This window comes from Paenarthrobacter sp. CCNWLY172, assembly GCF_037402035.1.
GTDB lineage: Bacteria > Actinomycetota > Actinomycetes > Actinomycetales > Micrococcaceae > Arthrobacter.
The window spans coordinates 234656-250437 of sequence record NZ_JBBEGB010000006.1 but is presented as its reverse complement, the minus strand read 5'-3'; the positions used below and the strand labels follow the sequence as shown (position 1 = coordinate 250437).

The window sequence follows — 15782 nt, the reverse complement described above, 5'->3', positions numbered from 1 at the left end:
CTTGCCGCTGGCATGATGGAAGGCGAGGCCACGGAATTTGGATGAAGTGAACAAAAGGAGCATGAATGGGAACGCTGGATAACAAGACCGCCATCGTCACGGGATCTTCCCGCGGAATTGGCGCCGAAGTTGCCAAGATCCTCGCGGGCGAGGGTGCCGCCGTCGTCGTTAATTACCGGCAGAAGGCGCCCCGCGCCAACAAGGTAGTGGCGGGCATCCAGGAAGCAGGCGGCCGCGCGGCTGCCGTGGGCGCTGACCTGACGACCGATGAAGGCGTGCACGCCCTTGCCAGCAAAGCCATGGAGGAGTTCGGATCGCTTGACGTCTTGGTGCTGAACGCGTCAGGCGGCATGGAATCGGGCATGGAAGAGGGTTACGCCCTCAAACTGAACCGTGATGCCCAGGTCAATATGCTCAACGCAGCCGTTCCGCTCATGCCTGAGGGTTCACGCGTCGTTTTCGTGACCAGCCACCAGGCGCATTTTGTGGAGACTGTTCCCACCATGCCGGAGTACGAGCCCGTCGCGAAGAGCAAGCGCGCCGGTGAGGACGCACTGCGTGAACTGATTCCCCACCTCGCGGACAAGGGCATCTCGCTGGTAGTGGTCTCCGGTGACATGATCGAGGGCACAGTGACTGCGACACTGCTGGATCGCTCCAACCCGGGAGCCATCGAAGCGCGCCGTGCCGAGGCCGGCAAGCTTTACTCCGTGGAGGAATTCGCTGCCGAGGTTGCGAAGATGGTCACCGCGGACGTCGAATCCGGACACACGGAATACGTTGGCGGAGCCGATTACTTCGGCAAGACTGCAGAGTAGCAAATACCACCACAGCTGTGGCCCGGGACCTGTTCCCGGGCCACAGCTGTTTAACGCCACAGCAGCGCAATAGTCACCCACGCTTTGAAGTATCATTTTGGTAAATTATCTGGATTTTCGCGTCACGAAATGCGAATAGTCGTTTCGAATAAATGGCTTTGCATTATAAGAATTCTTCTGATTGACTCTCCAAGGCAGCCTCGCACGTAGTTGTCAGCACGTTGCGTAAACCACAATGAGAGGGTTTATGCATGCCTTAGGAGCTTCTTTGGACCTGTTATTAGATGCTGATGATATTCACGCGTCGTATGATCAACGGCGCATCCTCAAAGGTGTGGGGCTTTCGTTGCATCGCGGCGAGATCCTGGGGTTGATTGGGACCAACGGCGCCGGCAAGACCACCCTGATGGGCGTCCTGGCCGGTTCCGTCAAGCACGACCATGGACGGATCACCCTGGCGGGTGAAAAATACATGCCGGATTCCATCGCAGAAGCGCAGGCTTGCGGAGTGGGGCATATTCCCCAGAACTTCCACATAGACCCGGAACTGACCATCACCGAAGCCATCTTTCGCGGAACCTTCCAGTCGGGCCGGCCACACGCGGAACTCCGCGATCAAGCGGGCAAGCTCATCCGGGACATTGGTATCACCATGGACCCCGACGCGAGGGTCGGAACGCTGATTCGAGCCGAGCAGGCCTTGGTGGAGGTACTCCGGATGGTGGCCGAGGAAGCCCAACTGGTGATCATGGACGAAGTGGCCGCGTCACTTCCGGACCACGATGTCGCGGTTTTGCATCAGGTCCTGAGAATGCTCACACGGCAGGGCCGGGCCATCATCTACATCACCCACCGCCTTGATGAGGTCCGTTCCATAGCCCACCGCATTGCTGTTATGCGCGACGGTAAGGTGCACAAGATCGTGGAGGCCGGCAAGACCGACGTCGACGAACTTGCCTTCCTCCTGCTGCAGCAGGAACTGGAGCGGATTTCCCGGCCCTCCGGCCCTGCGGCCGGGGGAGAGGCCTTGCGGATCTCCAACCTCAGCGTGGAGGAGAAAGTTCGTGATGCGAGCTTCAGTGTGGCCAAAGGCGAAATTTTCGGACTGGCAGGAACCCACAGATCGGGCGTCTATCAACTGATATCAGCCCTGGCGGGTATCCGCCCCTGCACGTCGGGAGAGATCTACGTGAACGGAATCCACGTCCAAATCCGCGGGCCCCAGGACGCGCAGCGGTTGAAGATCGGTTACTCGCCGGATGCGGCCTTTACCCTTGGTCCTGGGACGAGCATTGCGGAAGGGCTTCATCAGGGCGCCGGGGCGGGCGCTGAAAACCTTCGGGATGAGATCACCCACCTGAGGAATGTGGCTGACGTTGTGCACCGCATGCGCATCAACACCACCAACATCCAGGGCGCCCTCTCCACTTTGTCCGGCGGCGACCGCCAGAAGGTGGAACTGGCCCGATGGATCTCCAGCGACTGTGACGTCCTGATTCTCAGTCATCCCAGCCGCGGGATTGACGTTGGAGCCAAAGAGGTTGTGTACAAGATGTTGACGCAGCTCAGCAAGACTGGTGTCGCCATCATTCTCCTGTCCTCAGACCTCTCGGAGATGGTCAACTGGTGCCACCGGATTGGTGTCATGCGGGACGGGGAACTAGTCACCATTGAGGCCAACGCCAATACCAATGAGGATGTTTTGGTGCACCATATGCTGGGCGTCAAGTTCGAATCGGGGGGCAGCGCGGCCCGCCGCGCGAAAGTCTGACGCTTCCTGAAACACCGACGAATGAATGGGGGCGGCTGCGATATTCGCAGCCGCCCCCACGGTTAGCACCGGAGATCAGATGGCGATGGCCTTGGCGATGTTATTGAGCTTGTGCCGTGCCAGCGCCAGGTTGGCATAGGTCCGGTCCAGCACGAGGTAGACAAAGAGCCCCTTGGACCCCGCCGAGTTCAGGACATTGATGAGGTGGTACTGCGAATCCAGGGTGATGAGGACGTCTTCGATGGAGCTGTCCAGTCCGAGGTCGGCCATGGTTCGGAGCTTGGAGCTGACAACATTGGAGTTTCCGGCAGCAGCGACGCCCAGATCGAAGCCTGGGTTGCCGCCCTGCGCCAGCGCCATTCCGCTGGTGTAGTCAACAATGGCCGCACCCGTGGCGCCTTCTATGGCGAGCAGTTCTTTCGTAGCTTCGTCAAGTGAGCTCATGATCAGTTCTTCCTGTTCTGTGGTTTCATCACTGGCAGCCATGAAATAGACGGACGGAACTTCCTGGTAGGCGGGCGCGCCGGGGCCGGAATCCCATTGGTTGGGAGCCATCCCCGTTGCCACCGCGTCAGGGTGCCGCTCGCGAATGATCTCGTGGAGCGGTGTTGGAAGGGGTTCAAATCCTTCGCTGCGTTTCCACCATTTCCACGTACGCTCCGAACGGTTCACTTACTGACCCTGCACTTCCGTCATTCAGACTGCCGTATGTTCTACGGATTTCTTCGTCGAGTTTTTCACTCTACACATGAATTACGGGGATAACGGAAAGAGCGTTCATTTCCATCGAATCCTTGGCAAAGAATGTGCTATTAATGACGATTTGATAAACAGTCAGAATAATCGCGTCACGAAATACACATTGTTGTTTCACGCGACAGACAACCAGGGAGTGCAGATGAGGCATCACTTGTTTTTGGGCGCGCTGAAGCGGACTGCAGCAAAGTGCAGCTGGCCGCGGGTCACCGCGGCGTGGGCACAGCAGGAGTCAGACGTTGGCGATGTGCCGTACGGCGTCAAGGTAAGGCATGTTGATTGCAGCGTCCGCTACCGCACGAACTGCTGGTTTGGCATTGAACGCAATACCAATTCCTGCCGCACTGAGCATGTCCAGGTCATTGGCGCCGTCGCCCACTGCGATGGTGTGCTCAAGACTGATGCTCTCCGCTGCTGCCCACTCACGCAAGTACTTCTCTTTGGCCGCCCGGTCGATCACAGCGCCAAGCACCTTGCCCGTCAACACGCCGTCGATGATTTCGAGCTCATTGGCGATCCAATGGTCCAGTCCAAGGTCTGCGGCAATGGGACGAAGAATCTGGTTGAAGCCGCCGGACACCACGGCAACCACGTGGCCTGCTTCCTTGAAGGCGGCGACGAGTTCTGCAGCACCAAGGCTGAGGCGCACCTCTTGCCGGACTGACTCGACGACCGCCACGGGCAACCCTGCGAGCACGGCAACCCGGGCATGGAGACTCTGGGCGAAGTCCAATTCACCGCGCATGGCGGCCTCGGTGACAGCAGCGACTTCCTCGCGCTTGCCTGCGTGGGCTGCCAGCAATTCAATGACTTCCTGCTGGATCAGCGTGGAATCGACATCCATGATGAGGAGCTTCCGGGTGGCCTGGCGCAGGCCCTCGGGAACAATGGCTGTATCAAAGCCGTCACTGGCTGCCGCAGCAACGTGCCGCCGAACGGTTGCAAGATCCGCCAACGTCTCCGTGCCCGCAGCAAGACCGGCCGTCATGACACTGAAACGATGATCGCCACCCTGTGATTCCGATGACACCTCGACGCCGGCGTCAGCAAGTACCCTCCGAAGGCCAACGAGAGATTCGGGGGACAAATGCACGCCATAGCTGACTGCAGCCAAGTTCGAAGTCATGGCGTCAATCCTACTGAGCACTTCCTGTCCGCCCGAATTCATTTCGACTGGCAAACACTGCTACGTGACCGGTTATCAGTCATATGGATTTTTGTCCTAGTGTCTACTGCTATGAGTGATGTTCTGGAATTGGCTTCCGTCAGCGTTGTCCGAGGCAATAAGACCCTGCTGGACAAGGTTGACTGGCAGGTCAACGAAGGGGAGCGCTGGGTCATTCTGGGACCGAACGGCGCAGGCAAGACCACCCTTCTCCAAATTGCCGCAGCCCGGCTCCACCCCAGCAGCGGAAAGGCCGGGATCCTGGATGAGGTCCTGGGTCGCGTTGACGTCTTTGAACTCCGCCCCCGGATCGGACTCTCCTCGGCCGCACTTGCTACCCAGATTCCCGAGCACGAGAACGTCCTGAACGTGGTGGTTACCGCCGCCTACGGTGTTACCGGACGGTGGCGTGAGGGCTACGAGCGCGACGACGAACGTCGCGCCTTTGGGCTGCTGAACGACTGGGGGATGGGCCCGCTGCTCAACCGGACCTTTGCCACGTTGTCCGAAGGGGAGCGCAAGCGTGTGCAGATTGCCCGCGCCCTCATGACGGACCCCGAACTGTTGCTCTTGGATGAACCGGCTGCGGGCCTGGACCTCGGCGGCCGGGAGGAACTGGTCCACAAGCTCGGCGAGTTGGCCGGCGACGAAGCCGCACCCGCCATGGTGCTGGTCACCCACCACCTTGAAGAAGTGCCTCCAGGGTTCACCCACGCCATGCTGCTTCGCGAAGGTGGAGTGGTCGCTGCCGGCCCCATCAAGGAAGTCCTCACCGACGAACACCTGAGCACCACGTTCGGCCTTGCCCTGGATGTCTCGGAAAACGGTGGCCGTTACACTGCCACCGCCCGCCGCTAGAGCGGTCCGGTAGCCAACAGTGGAGATTCTTAGCAGCATCCTGGTCTTTTTTGCCGGCTTGTGGGCCGGCACCATCAACGCGGTAGTCGGCTCCGGCACGCTGGTGACCTTCCCCGTGCTCATCGCCATCGGCATCACACCCGTGGTTGCGTCCATGAGCAACGCCATGGGCCTGGTGGCTGGCACAGCAGCAGGGGCCTGGGGTTACCGCCGCGAGTTGGCCGGCAGGGGACGGCAGCTGATGAAGCTGCTGCCGGCCTCACTGCTGGGCGGCATCACCGGTGCTTGGCTGTTGCTGCATCTGCCGGAGAAAGTCTTCCACTACGTAGCGCCCGTCCTGCTTGTCCTGGCGCTCCTGATGGTGCTGTTCCAGCCCAAGCTGCAGGCCTGGGTACGCAGCAGGGAACAAAACCCCGAACATGCCATCCGGGACCGCAGCCACGGCATCCTCCTGGTGGTGCTTGTCTACCTCGCCGGCGTCTACGGTGGCTATTTCGTGGCGGCGCAAGGGATCTTGCTGGTAGGCATCCTCGGTGTGTTCCTCACGGGAACCATGCAAAATGCCAACGCCATGAAGAACATCCTGGTGCTCGGTGTCAACATGGTGGCAGCAATCTCCTACCTGATTTTTGCTTTCGACCGCATCGAATGGCTGGTGGTCCTCCTCATTGCCGTGAGCTCCACCATCGGCGGCTTGGTAGGATCTAAGGTTGGCCGGAAGTTGTCCCCGCGCGTCCTCAGGGCCGTCATCTTCACCCTGGGGATAGTGGCACTGGGCTTCATGATCGCCAACCTGCTGAAATAATCACCCGGTGACATTCCACTACCTTGAGTCCGCGGATGATCCGCGCGTGACGGACTACACCACCCTCACCGATGTGCACCTGCGGAAGTTGCGCGAGCCGGAAGAAGGCATGTATATCGCCGAATCCTCCAGGGTCCTGCGCAGGGCACTGGCGGCCGGGCACCAGCCCCGCTCCTTTTTCCTGGCAGAGAAGTGGATGGAAGACCTCGACGACGTTTTCCAGGCATATCCGGACGTTCCGGTGTTTATCGGCAAGGCTGCCTTGCTGGAGGAAATCACGGGATTCCACCTGCACCGCGGTGCAATGGCGGCAATGCACCGGCCGGCCCCTGTTCCCCTGGAAGTGCTGCTGGCCAACGCGCGGCGCGTGGCCGTGCTCGAGGACATTGTCGACCACACCAACGTGGGAGCCATCTTCAGGTCCGCTGCTGCACTTGGCGTGGACGCTGTCCTGGTCTCTCCACGCTGTGGAGATCCGCTCTACAGGCGCAGTGTCCGGGTCAGCATGGGCACGGTCTTCCAGGTTCCCTGGGCACGCCTGGAAAGCTGGCCTGACGACTTGTTCCGCCTCAAGGAGCAAGGCTTCACCGTGGCAGCAATGGAGTTGACCGAGGACGCGGTGGATCTGGATGATCTTGCGGCGAAGCAGTATTCCAAACTGGCCTTGGTGCTCGGTACAGAGGGTGCCGGCATGAGCCAGGAAACGTTGGCCGCGGCTGACCTCGCAGTCAAGATTCCCATGCGTGCCGGCGTTGACTCACTCAACGTTGCCGCTGCCTCGGCGGTGGCGTTCTGGGAACTCCGCCCACGGGACTGACCGCGGTTCGTCTGGCGGGGCGCTTTCCGCTATGATTGGTTGTTGGCCCGGCAGCTGGATTATTCATCCTGCAGCAACCGGACCACCTCCATTCATACCTGGCAACTGGCAAAATCCAGTTGCGTGAACAAAAGGTCCCATTATGAAGTCTGATATCCACCCGAAGTACGAAGCTGTTGTTTTCAACGACCTGGCTTCCGGTACGCAGTTCCTGACCAAGTCCACCGTGTCTTCCTCGAAGACCATCGAGTGGGAAGACGGAAACACCTACCCGGTTATCGACGTCGAAATCTCTTCGGAGTCCCACCCGTTCTACACGGGCAAGCAGCGCATCATGGACTCCGCTGGCCGCGTCGAGCGCTTCAACGCCCGCTTCAAGGGCTTCGGCGGCAAGAAGTAACCACTTCACCCCAAGGCTTTCAAGGCCCGCATTGCTGGATCTCCGGCGATGCGGGCCTTTGCGTTTTCCGGCAAGATGGAACGCATGACTTCCAGCCCTGGGCAGCGACCCACCCTCAGCGACGCCGACCACCCCTTTCACGGCGAATATAAAGTTCCCGGCGGCAAACTGGTGGTGGTTGACCTGGACGTCGTGGCGGGGAGGTACGCCAACGTCTCGCTGAGCGGTGACTTCTTCCTTGAACCGGACGAAGCCCTGCAGGCCATCAACGCCTCACTCACCGGACTTCCGGACAGCTCAACGGCAGCAGACATCGCCGCAGCCGTCACGGCCGGGCTGCCCAAGGATGCCGTCCTGTTTGGGTTCTCCGCTGAAGCCGTAGCTGTCACCGTCCGCCGTGCACTGGCCAAAGCCACCAGCTGGGCGGACCACCAGTGGGACGTCATCCCGCCGTCCGTGCTGCCCACCCAGGTGAACGTCGCCCTGGACGAGCTCCTCACTGAAGAGGTAGGCGCCGGATTGCGCAATCCTACGCTGCGCTTCTGGGACTGGGAGGAGCCATCCGTGGTGATAGGCAGCTTCCAGTCGGTACGCAACGAGGTGGACCCGGAGGGTGTAGCCCGCCACGGCATAACCGTGGTGCGACGCATCAGCGGTGGCGGCGCCATGTTCATGGAAGCCGGCAATTGCATCACCTATTCGCTCTACCTGCCCCAGACCTTGGTGGACGGCATCAGTTTTGCCGACTCCTATGCTTTCCTGGATGCCTGGGTGATGGCAGCCTTGGAGAAACTGGGCATCACGGCTTTCTACGTTCCCCTCAATGACATCGCTACCGAACAAGGCAAGATCGGGGGCGCAGCCCAGAAGCGCCTGGCGAACGGTGGCATGCTGCACCACGTCACCATGAGCTACGACATCGATGCCGACAAAATGGTGGATGTTCTTCGCATCGGCAAGGAAAAACTCTCGGACAAGGGGACACGGAGCGCCAAGAAGCGTGTTGATCCGCTTCGACGCCAAACGGGGCTCGCCCGCGCGGCTATCCTCGCGGCCATGCAGGAGGTCTTCGCGGAACGCTATGGCGCCGAAGAGTCCCGCCTCACCGAGGCCGAGCTCGGTGAGGCCAGGAAACGTGTAGAGGCCAAGTTCGGCACCGACGAATGGTTGAACCGGGTTCCGTAGCCGGCCGGTGGGAACTACCCCACGGCGGCCTGTGCCGTGAGTGCCCGCACCAAGTGGCTTCGCTGCTCGATGACTATCCGGCGCAGGGCGCGGGGAGCGTCAGCGTGCGCCTTCAGCCAAGCATCCGTCCGTACCAGCACCGGATGTTCGGCGGGCTGCATGCCCTCGCTCAAGTCCTGGGCGCCCGGGAACAATCCGCGCACAATCCGGCCGGCAATCTCGATGCTGCGTTCCGCCCATACCTGCTCGAGACAGTCGAAGTAGCGGTCCACATACGGTTCCGACAGGAACCCTGGGGCCGTGGAGAAGCCCGTGATGGTTGCGCTCAGGATCTCGTTGGAGAGCCCAGGGCTGTTAACCATGGAATCCCACGCAGCTGCCTTGACTGAGGCATCCGGCACGGCGGCCGATGCCAGGGCATGGCCCTCCCTGCCGGACGCTGTCGTATCGGCCTGCAGTTCCCGGTCCAGTTCGGCACGTGACGCCTGGCCTTGGGCGGACAGGGCCTGCCAGAAGCTCCACCGCAGTTCTGCGTCCACCGCAAGTCCGTCAATGACAATGTTGCCTTCCAGGATTCCGCGCAGCAAAGGAAGTTCAGTGTCCCCATGCCGGGACACGTCTGCCAAGGTCCTGGCCCATGCCAGTTGTTGGTCTGAACCGGGGGCTGCTGCCTTCATCCTGGCCGCCACGACTGCGAGGAAATCCTTGCGTACCCCTTCACGGGCTGCCGCCGGAACGTAGCGTTCAATGGCGCCGGAGGCATTGCCAAGGACGTTCAACAGGACCCCGATGCCTGTCTCCGAGGAGGCAAACTGCTCCACTGCGGCCACGTAGCGCACGGCGGGCGTCACACCGTCGCGGGCAGAATCCCACAATGCGGTCCAGCAGAGGGCGCGGGCCATGGGGTCTGTGATTTTGTCGAGCGACGTCCGGACGGTCTGTTCGGATCCGGGGTCCAGCCGCACCTTGGCGTAGCTCAGGTCGTCATCGTTGACCAGAAGCAGGGCTGGACGGCGCTTGCCGTTCAGTTGGGGCACCAACGTGCTGGGCCCTGTCACGTCCACCTCATGGCTTTCGGACCGGACGAGCCGGCCCGAAGCATCAGCGTCGTACAGGCCCAACCGCAACCGGTGGGGGCGGAGTTCCTGATGTCCGGTGATGGGGTCAATGGCATCCTGCCGAAGCGTCACGGCGCCAAAGACGCCGTTGTCGTCCACGATTTCTGCCGAAATCGTGGAGATGCCGGACGTCTGAAGCCATTGACGGGCCCAGTCTCCAAGGTCCCTTCCTGATGCGGTGCTGAGTGCGCGGAGGAGGTCCTGGAGAGAGGTATTGCCGAACGCATGGTCACGGAAGTACTGACGGGAGCCGGCAATGAAGGCATCAAAGCCTACGTAGGCCACCAGTTGTTTCAGTACCGAAGCGCCCTTGGCATAGGTGATCCCGTCAAAGTTCTGCTTGGCTGCTTCAAGGTCCGGGATGTCGGCCACAATCGGGTGCGTGGTGGGCAGCTGGTCCTGGACATAGGCCCAGGCTTTACGCTTATTGGCGAAGTTCACCCATGCGGTGTCCCAATCGGTGGCACGGTCCACGCCAAGTGTCCCCATGTAGTCGGCGAACGACTCCTTGAGCCAGAGATCGTCCCACCAGTTCATGGTCACGAGGTCGCCGAACCACATGTGGGCCATCTCGTGCATCAAGGTGTTCGCACGGGCCTGGTACTGGGCATCGGTGGCGCGGGAGGCGTAGACATACTTTTCCGTGAATGTGACCAACCCGGGATTTTCCATGGCTCCGAGGTTGTATTCGGGCACGAAGGCCTGGTCATACTTACCCCACGGGTAGGGGTAGTCGAAGAGGTCGTTGAAGAAGGCCAGCCCGCTCTTGGTCAACCGGAACAGTTCTCCGGCATCGAAGGAGTCCGCCAACGAGGCCCTGCAGAAAAGTGCCAGCGGCACGTCAAGGCGGGTGTCGTCGTCGAGCGTTACGCCCCAGTGGTCAGTTGCCTTGAAGTAGGGTCCCGCCAGGACGGTGGTGATGTACGTGGACATGCGTTGGGTTGTGGCGAAATCCCAGCGCGCGGCGCGGGTGTCACCGGCCTCCGGTGTCCGCAGTTCCTCAACTCCGTTGGACGCAACTTCCCAGTTTGCCGGAGCGATCACGTGGAACGTAAATTCGGCCTTGAGGTCCGGCTGTTCGAAGTTGGCGAAGACCCGGCGGCTGTCCGCAGGTTCGTACTGGGTGTAGAGATAGCACTGTCCATCGGCGGGATCAACAAACCGGTGCATGCCCTCGCCTGAGCGGCTGTAAAGCCCTGTTCCGGTTACGGTGACCGTGTTCTCGGCTGCCAGTCCGGCCAGGGTGATCCTGTCGCGGTCCACCACCGATCCGACGTCCAACGCCTGGCCGTTCAGCACCACGGACTGCACGCCGCCATGGATGAAATCCAGGAAGGTGGCAGAGCCTGGCTCAGCGGAGAAAGTGATGGTGCTGGTACTCGGATAACCGGAGACGGCGGGATCTTCCGCGTCGCGGACATCGAGGGTGACGTCGTAGCTGTGGGTGGTGATCAGGGCTGAACGGGTAGCGGCTTCATCGCGCGATAGATTGTGATTCGACACACAGCTATCTAATCATGATCAAGGCGGCGCCCAGGCCCAGCGATGCGATGAGCAGCCAGGAGCCCAGGGCTACCAGAACAGCCCGCCCTCCGGTGTGGATCAGGGTCCGTATGCGCACGGCTGAGCCCAGTCCAAAGAGCGCCGTCGCCAGCAGAATGTCCTGGACCGCTGCCGCGATCTCCAAGCCCACAGGCGGGGCCCAGCCCAACGACCGTACGGCCACCAACGCGAGGAAGCCCGCCACGAACAGAGGGACAATCGGCGGAAACCTGCTCTCCATTCCGGCCGTTCCATTGGCGCGTTCCCGGAAATGGAGAACCCGCTGATGAAGCCCCGCGGTGGCAGCTATCGGTGCCAGCAGGACAACCCTGGTCAATTTCACGACGACGGCGATTGCCAACGCCGAAGTCCCGGCGGTTTGGGCGGTGGCTACCACCTGGCCGACGTCATGGACGGAGGCCCCTGTCCATGCACCGAACTGCCCAGGGCTGAGGCCCAAGGGGTGCATGAGCAGGGGAAGAACCCCAATGGCCAACGTGCCGCAGAGGGTCACCAGCGCTACTGGCAGGACCGTGTCCTGGTGCCTGATCCGCCGCACTGCAGCCATGGCCCCGATCGCCGATGCGCCGCAGATGGAAAAGCCTGTGGCAATCAACAACGCCGCCTCGCGAGGGAGACGCAACAAGCGGGCCAGGCCATACGTTCCTGCGAAGCTCACCAGGACCACCCCGGCGATCAGCAGCAGTGCCACCCATCCAAGTCCAAGGACATCGCCCATGCTGACCTTGAGTCCCAGCAAGACAATGCCTGCACGCATGAAGTGTTTCCCCGCGAAGTCGAGCCCCGGGCGGGCGCGCCCCGCCGTGAGGACAGCCGTCCCCGGTATATTTGCTGAGAGCAAGCCCAAGGCGACAGCGAGCGTCATGGCCGGAACCGCCGGAAACACGGCGTGGATTGCGAAGGCAAGACCCGTAGCGGCGATGCTCAGGACCAACCCGGGCCCCAGCCGGGACAGCTGGGGCGTAAGACTGTTGAAGGGCATGCCATAACCCTGCCGGATGGGGGCACGGAAAGGCGAACCGGGAGCACCCGGAAACCGCGACACAATCAGTGCGTAATGCGCTCGACTCAAAAAGGTGATTGTCTAATTCCCATGTCTGACCTATTCCAGGATTACTCCGAGGCCGCTGCCCGCAGCGGCGCCTATGACGAGATGTTTGCCCCCGGCCACGTTGCCAGAAAATCCTACGGTCAGGTTTCCGGCGCCTTGCGGGAGCTGTCCCTGGCCGATGTGACCGCCCGGGCCGACTCCATGGCGCGCACGTTCCTGGACCGCGGAGTCACCTTCGACTATGCGGGGGAGGAGCGCCCGTTCCCGCTGGACATCGTTCCCCGCGTTATCCCTGCCGACGAATGGGACGTCCTGGAACGCGGGGTAGCCCAGCGGGTCAAAGCACTGGAGGCTTTCCTCAACGACGTCTATGGACGCATGGCGGTAGTCACCGATGGCGTGATCCCCCGGCAACTCGTCACCACCAGCGCACACTTCCACCGGGCAGTCCATGGATTCGAACCATCCGGCGGTGTGCGTGTCCATGTCTCGGGCATCGACGTCGTCCGTGATGCTGCCGGGACCTTCAGGGTGCTTGAGGACAACGTCCGCGTTCCCTCCGGCGTCAGCTACGTTCTGGAGAATCGCCGGGCGATGGCCAAGGGCCTTCCGGAGGCTTTCGGCCAGCAACACATCCGTCCTGTGGAGGAATATCCCCGGCGGCTTCTCTCAGCACTCCGTAAGACAGCTCCCGCGGGCGTGGACGATCCTACGGTGGTTGTCCTGACGCCCGGCGTGTTCAACAGCGCCTACTTTGAACACACGCTCCTTGCCGGCCTCATGGGCGTGGAACTGGTGGAAGGCCGCGACCTCATCTGCCGCGGCAACCGGGTCTACATGCGGACCACTGCGGGCGAACAACGCGTGGACGTCATCTACAAGCGCATCGATGACGACTTCCTTGATCCGCTCCAGTTCCGTTCCGATTCCATGCTGGGTTGCCCTGGCCTGGTCAATGCCGCACGTGCCGGGGGAGTGACAATAGCCAACGCTGTGGGCAACGGCGTAGCTGATGACAAGCTCGTGTACAGTTACGTCCCTGACCTGATCCGGTACTACCTTCACGAAGAGCCGATCATCGCCAACGTTGACACTTTCCGGCTTGAGGAAAAGGAAGCCAGGGAGCATGTGCTGGACCGCCTTGACGAACTGGTGGTGAAGCCCGTGGACGGTTCAGGCGGCAAGGGACTGGTCATAGGACCTGATGCCACGAAGGACGAACTCGATGCCCTGCGCAAACGGGTTATTGCCGATCCGCGCGGATGGATCGCGCAGCCTGTCCTGCAGCTGTCAACCGTGCCGACGCTTTCCGGGGACAAATTCGGACCCCGTCACGTTGACCTCCGTCCCTTCGCTGTCAACGACGGCGACGACGTCTGGGTCCTCCCCGGCGGACTGACCAGGGTGGCACTCAAGGAAGGTTCCTTGATAGTGAACTCCAGCCAGGGCGGCGGCTCCAAGGACACCTGGGTGTTGGCCGACTCGCCGAAGCTGCCCGCCGAGGTCATCCCGCGCCAGTCCGTCACCGTCCGTGAACAGGTCTCTGTATGGCCCGTCGAAAGCAATTGGCGTGACCGCCAAACGGAGCAGCAACAGTGACCCCGATCCACCACCACTTGAACTTCGACCTGCACCACTCGAAGGAGGCAGTTCCATGCTGAGCCGTATTGCTGAGTCTCTTTTTTGGATCGGACGCTACGTAGAACGCGCCGATGGTACGTCCAGGATCCTGGATGTGCACCTCGAACGACTGAACCACCTGCCCCTCGAGGAGCAGCGGAGCGTAGCCCGGGAACTCCTTGCCGTGATGGGTGCCAAGCCCCAGAGCGAGGACTTCGGACTCCCTGAACTCCTGCATGCCCTCGCTTATGACAAGCAGAGCGCCTCCTCCATTGCCGGTTCACTGGGGGCTGCACGCGAGAATGCACGGCGCGCCCGGGAAACTGTTTCGCAGTCACTTTGGGAAAGCCTCAACACCACCTATTACGGCCTCAACCAGCATCGCAAGGATGTGGTGGGAACCTACCGTTTCTGCAACTGGGTCCTCGAACGGACAGCAATGGTCCGCGGTCTTGCGGACACCACCGTCAGCCATGACGAGAGCTGGTTGTTCATGGTGTTGGGCCGGTCCCTGGAACGGGCGGACATGACTGCCCGCATGCTCTCAACGCGCGATGTCCAGTCTGCGGGTATGTCGTGGGTCAACATGCTCCGATGCGCGGGCGCCTATGAGTCGTTCATCCGTACACGCAGGGCTGCCTTCGGAGACCAGCACGCCGCGGAATTCCTGCTGTTGGACCGTTTGTTCCCGCGGTCAATCGTCTATGCCCTGCGCGATGCCGATGAATGCCTCGCGAAACTGGACCCGTCAGCCCAGCGTGTGGGCTTCATCAACGATGCCCGGCGCATTGTTGGCCAGGCCCGCACGTTCCTCGAGTTCCACCGCACAGACGACCTCATGTCCGAGCTGCCCGAGCACATGGAACGTGTGCAGAAGGCCGTGACGCAGGCGTCCGATGCGATTTCCCGTAAGTACTTCAATCAGGCTGATGAGCATGCCTGGGTGGGAGAAGTTTCATGACCCGGCTGAGCATCGTCCACAAGACGGCTTACAAGTACAACCGCCGCGTGACGTTGTCCTATAACGAGGCCCGGATGACGCCCCTCACCGACGGCCAGCAGGTGGTTCTCGAGTCCTCGCTGAAGGTCTCACCCCATCAGGCGTCCGTCAGCACCTACCGTGACTACTGGGGTACCAGGGTCACGGCATTCGATATGCAAATGCCGCATGAGAGCCTTGAGGTCCTCGCCACGGCCACCGTGGAAGTGCACCGCACCGAACGCGTGGCAGTCGAGGACGACATCGTCGGATGGGACGTCATTGCTTCGGACAAGGTCCAGGACGAGTTCAGCGACTGGTTGCCCCAGTCCAGGCTCAGTGGGCCGGGCGAGGAGGTCCTGAACATTGTTCCCGGCGTTGTGGAGGGTAAGAATCCCCACGAGGCAGCCTTGGCGGTGTTCGCCTGGATGGCCGGTGAGATGACCTATATGAAGGGCACCACCGGGGTGACGACGAATGCCGAGCAGGCGTGGTCCCAGCGCCAAGGCGTGTGCCAGGATCTGGCACATCTGGCCATTGGGGCATTGCGCTGCAGTGGCATCCCTGCCCGCTATGTTTCGGGGTACATCCACCCAAGGTCCACGGCCGACATTGGCGAAACCGTTGCGGGACAGTCACACGCGTGGCTGGAATGGTGGGATGGGGAATGGCGCAGCTGGGACCCCACCAACCACAAGCCTGCAGGCGATTACCACGTCACGGTGGCGCGGGGCCGAGACTACCGCGATGTTCCCCCACTGAAGGGCATCCTGTCCGGTGGCGGCGGCTCGGGACTCTCCGTTTCGGTGGAGATCACGCGCCTCGCGTAGGAGTTCAGTCGCGGAGGAGTTTAATTACAGATAAGGCCCTTAAGAG

Annotated in this window: 14 protein-coding genes; 10 read left to right on the top strand and 4 right to left on the bottom strand. The window is 61.4% G+C overall.

Annotated elements, in window-relative coordinates; all coding sequences use genetic code 11:
• Positions 1-65 precede the first annotated feature (65 nt).
• Positions 66-818, top strand: a complete 753-nt coding sequence (locus tag WBN73_RS11720) for an SDR family oxidoreductase (RefSeq protein ID WP_207593540.1) — start codon at positions 66-68, stop codon at positions 816-818.
• Positions 819-1086: 268 nt separating this feature from the next.
• On the top strand, positions 1087-2589 hold the full coding sequence (locus WBN73_RS11715; RefSeq protein ID WP_337455547.1) for a sugar ABC transporter ATP-binding protein: 1503 nt from the start codon (positions 1087-1089) through the stop codon (positions 2587-2589).
• A gap of 75 nt (positions 2590-2664) precedes the next feature.
• On the opposite strand, the gene WBN73_RS11710 is transcribed toward WBN73_RS11715, so the two are convergent.
• Positions 2665-3261, bottom strand: a complete 597-nt coding sequence (locus WBN73_RS11710; protein ID WP_242703305.1) for a hypothetical protein — start codon at positions 3259-3261, stop codon at positions 2665-2667.
• A gap of 316 nt (positions 3262-3577) precedes the next feature.
• Positions 3578-4471, bottom strand: a complete 894-nt coding sequence (gene serB, locus WBN73_RS11705) for a phosphoserine phosphatase SerB (RefSeq protein ID WP_280627946.1) — start codon at positions 4469-4471, stop codon at positions 3578-3580.
• Positions 4472-4582: 111 nt separating this feature from the next.
• Here serB and WBN73_RS11700 point away from each other — a divergent pair, with 111 nt between their 5' ends.
• The 5 genes from WBN73_RS11700 to WBN73_RS11680 all read left to right on the top strand — a co-directional run bounded on the left by WBN73_RS11700 (position 4583) and on the right by WBN73_RS11680 (position 8575).
• The gene (locus WBN73_RS11700; RefSeq protein ID WP_337340323.1) at positions 4583-5368 is read left to right on the top strand and encodes an ABC transporter ATP-binding protein; all 786 of its coding nucleotides are present in this window, start codon (positions 4583-4585) and stop codon (positions 5366-5368) included.
• 19 nt (positions 5369-5387) lie between these two features.
• Positions 5388-6173 (top strand): sulfite exporter TauE/SafE family protein, encoded by a 786-nt coding sequence (locus WBN73_RS11695; RefSeq protein WP_207593544.1) that lies wholly within the window; start codon positions 5388-5390, stop codon positions 6171-6173.
• 7 nt (positions 6174-6180) lie between these two features.
• Positions 6181-6990, top strand: a complete 810-nt coding sequence (locus WBN73_RS11690; protein WP_337340322.1) for a TrmH family RNA methyltransferase — start codon at positions 6181-6183, stop codon at positions 6988-6990.
• Positions 6991-7132: 142 nt separating this feature from the next.
• Positions 7133-7390 carry a type B 50S ribosomal protein L31 gene (locus tag WBN73_RS11685; RefSeq protein WP_017200906.1) on the top strand — a complete coding sequence of 86 codons (258 nt, stop codon included), beginning with the start codon at positions 7133-7135 and terminating at the stop codon, positions 7388-7390.
• Positions 7391-7474: 84 nt separating this feature from the next.
• Positions 7475-8575 (top strand): lipoate--protein ligase family protein, encoded by a 1101-nt coding sequence (locus tag WBN73_RS11680; protein ID WP_337340321.1) that lies wholly within the window; start codon positions 7475-7477, stop codon positions 8573-8575.
• A gap of 14 nt (positions 8576-8589) precedes the next feature.
• Here WBN73_RS11680 and pepN read toward each other — a convergent pair whose 3' ends face one another.
• Both pepN and WBN73_RS11670 read right to left on the bottom strand, forming a co-directional pair.
• The gene (pepN, locus tag WBN73_RS11675) at positions 8590-11196 is read right to left on the bottom strand and encodes an aminopeptidase N (protein ID WP_337340320.1); all 2607 of its coding nucleotides are present in this window, start codon (positions 11194-11196) and stop codon (positions 8590-8592) included.
• Between the two features lie 4 nt (positions 11197-11200).
• A complete protein-coding gene (locus WBN73_RS11670) occupies positions 11201-12238 on the bottom strand; it encodes a YeiH family protein (protein ID WP_207593548.1) in 1038 nt (345 codons plus the stop codon).
• A 111-nt stretch (positions 12239-12349) separates the two neighbouring features.
• Here WBN73_RS11670 and WBN73_RS11665 point away from each other — a divergent pair, with 111 nt between their 5' ends.
• From WBN73_RS11665 to WBN73_RS11655, 3 genes are read left to right on the top strand one after another with little or no spacing between them, the layout of a single operon-like run.
• Positions 12350-13906, top strand: coding sequence for a circularly permuted type 2 ATP-grasp protein (locus WBN73_RS11665; protein WP_207593549.1), 1557 nt, complete (start codon positions 12350-12352; stop codon positions 13904-13906).
• A 55-nt stretch (positions 13907-13961) separates the two neighbouring features.
• A complete protein-coding gene (locus WBN73_RS11660; RefSeq protein WP_026540668.1) occupies positions 13962-14888 on the top strand; it encodes an alpha-E domain-containing protein in 927 nt (308 codons plus the stop codon).
• Positions 14885-15736 carry a transglutaminase family protein gene (locus tag WBN73_RS11655; protein ID WP_207593550.1) on the top strand — a complete coding sequence of 284 codons (852 nt, stop codon included), beginning with the start codon at positions 14885-14887 and terminating at the stop codon, positions 15734-15736. The genes WBN73_RS11660 and WBN73_RS11655 overlap by 4 nt, the downstream gene beginning before the upstream one ends.
• The last annotated feature ends 46 nt before the right edge of the window (positions 15737-15782 follow it).

Excerpts from the sequence above, each read along its gene's own strand:
- WBN73_RS11670 (WP_207593548.1), bottom strand. The coding sequence starts at position 12,238 with ATGCCCTTCAACAGTCTTACGCCCCAGCTGTCCCGGCTGGGGCCCGGG.
- WBN73_RS11720 (WP_207593540.1), top strand. The coding sequence starts at position 66 with ATGGGAACGCTGGATAACAAGACCGCCATCGTCACGGGATCTTCCCGC.
- serB (WP_280627946.1), bottom strand. The coding sequence starts at position 4,471 with ATGACTTCGAACTTGGCTGCAGTCAGCTATGGCGTGCATTTGTCCCCC.
- WBN73_RS11665 (WP_207593549.1), top strand. The coding sequence starts at position 12,350 with ATGTCTGACCTATTCCAGGATTACTCCGAGGCCGCTGCCCGCAGCGGC.
- WBN73_RS11660 (WP_026540668.1), top strand. The coding sequence starts at position 13,962 with ATGCTGAGCCGTATTGCTGAGTCTCTTTTTTGGATCGGACGCTACGTA.
- WBN73_RS11685 (WP_017200906.1), top strand. The coding sequence starts at position 7,133 with ATGAAGTCTGATATCCACCCGAAGTACGAAGCTGTTGTTTTCAACGAC.
- WBN73_RS11655 (WP_207593550.1), top strand. The coding sequence starts at position 14,885 with ATGACCCGGCTGAGCATCGTCCACAAGACGGCTTACAAGTACAACCGC.
- WBN73_RS11700 (WP_337340323.1), top strand. The coding sequence starts at position 4,583 with ATGAGTGATGTTCTGGAATTGGCTTCCGTCAGCGTTGTCCGAGGCAAT.
- WBN73_RS11680 (WP_337340321.1), top strand. The coding sequence starts at position 7,475 with ATGACTTCCAGCCCTGGGCAGCGACCCACCCTCAGCGACGCCGACCAC.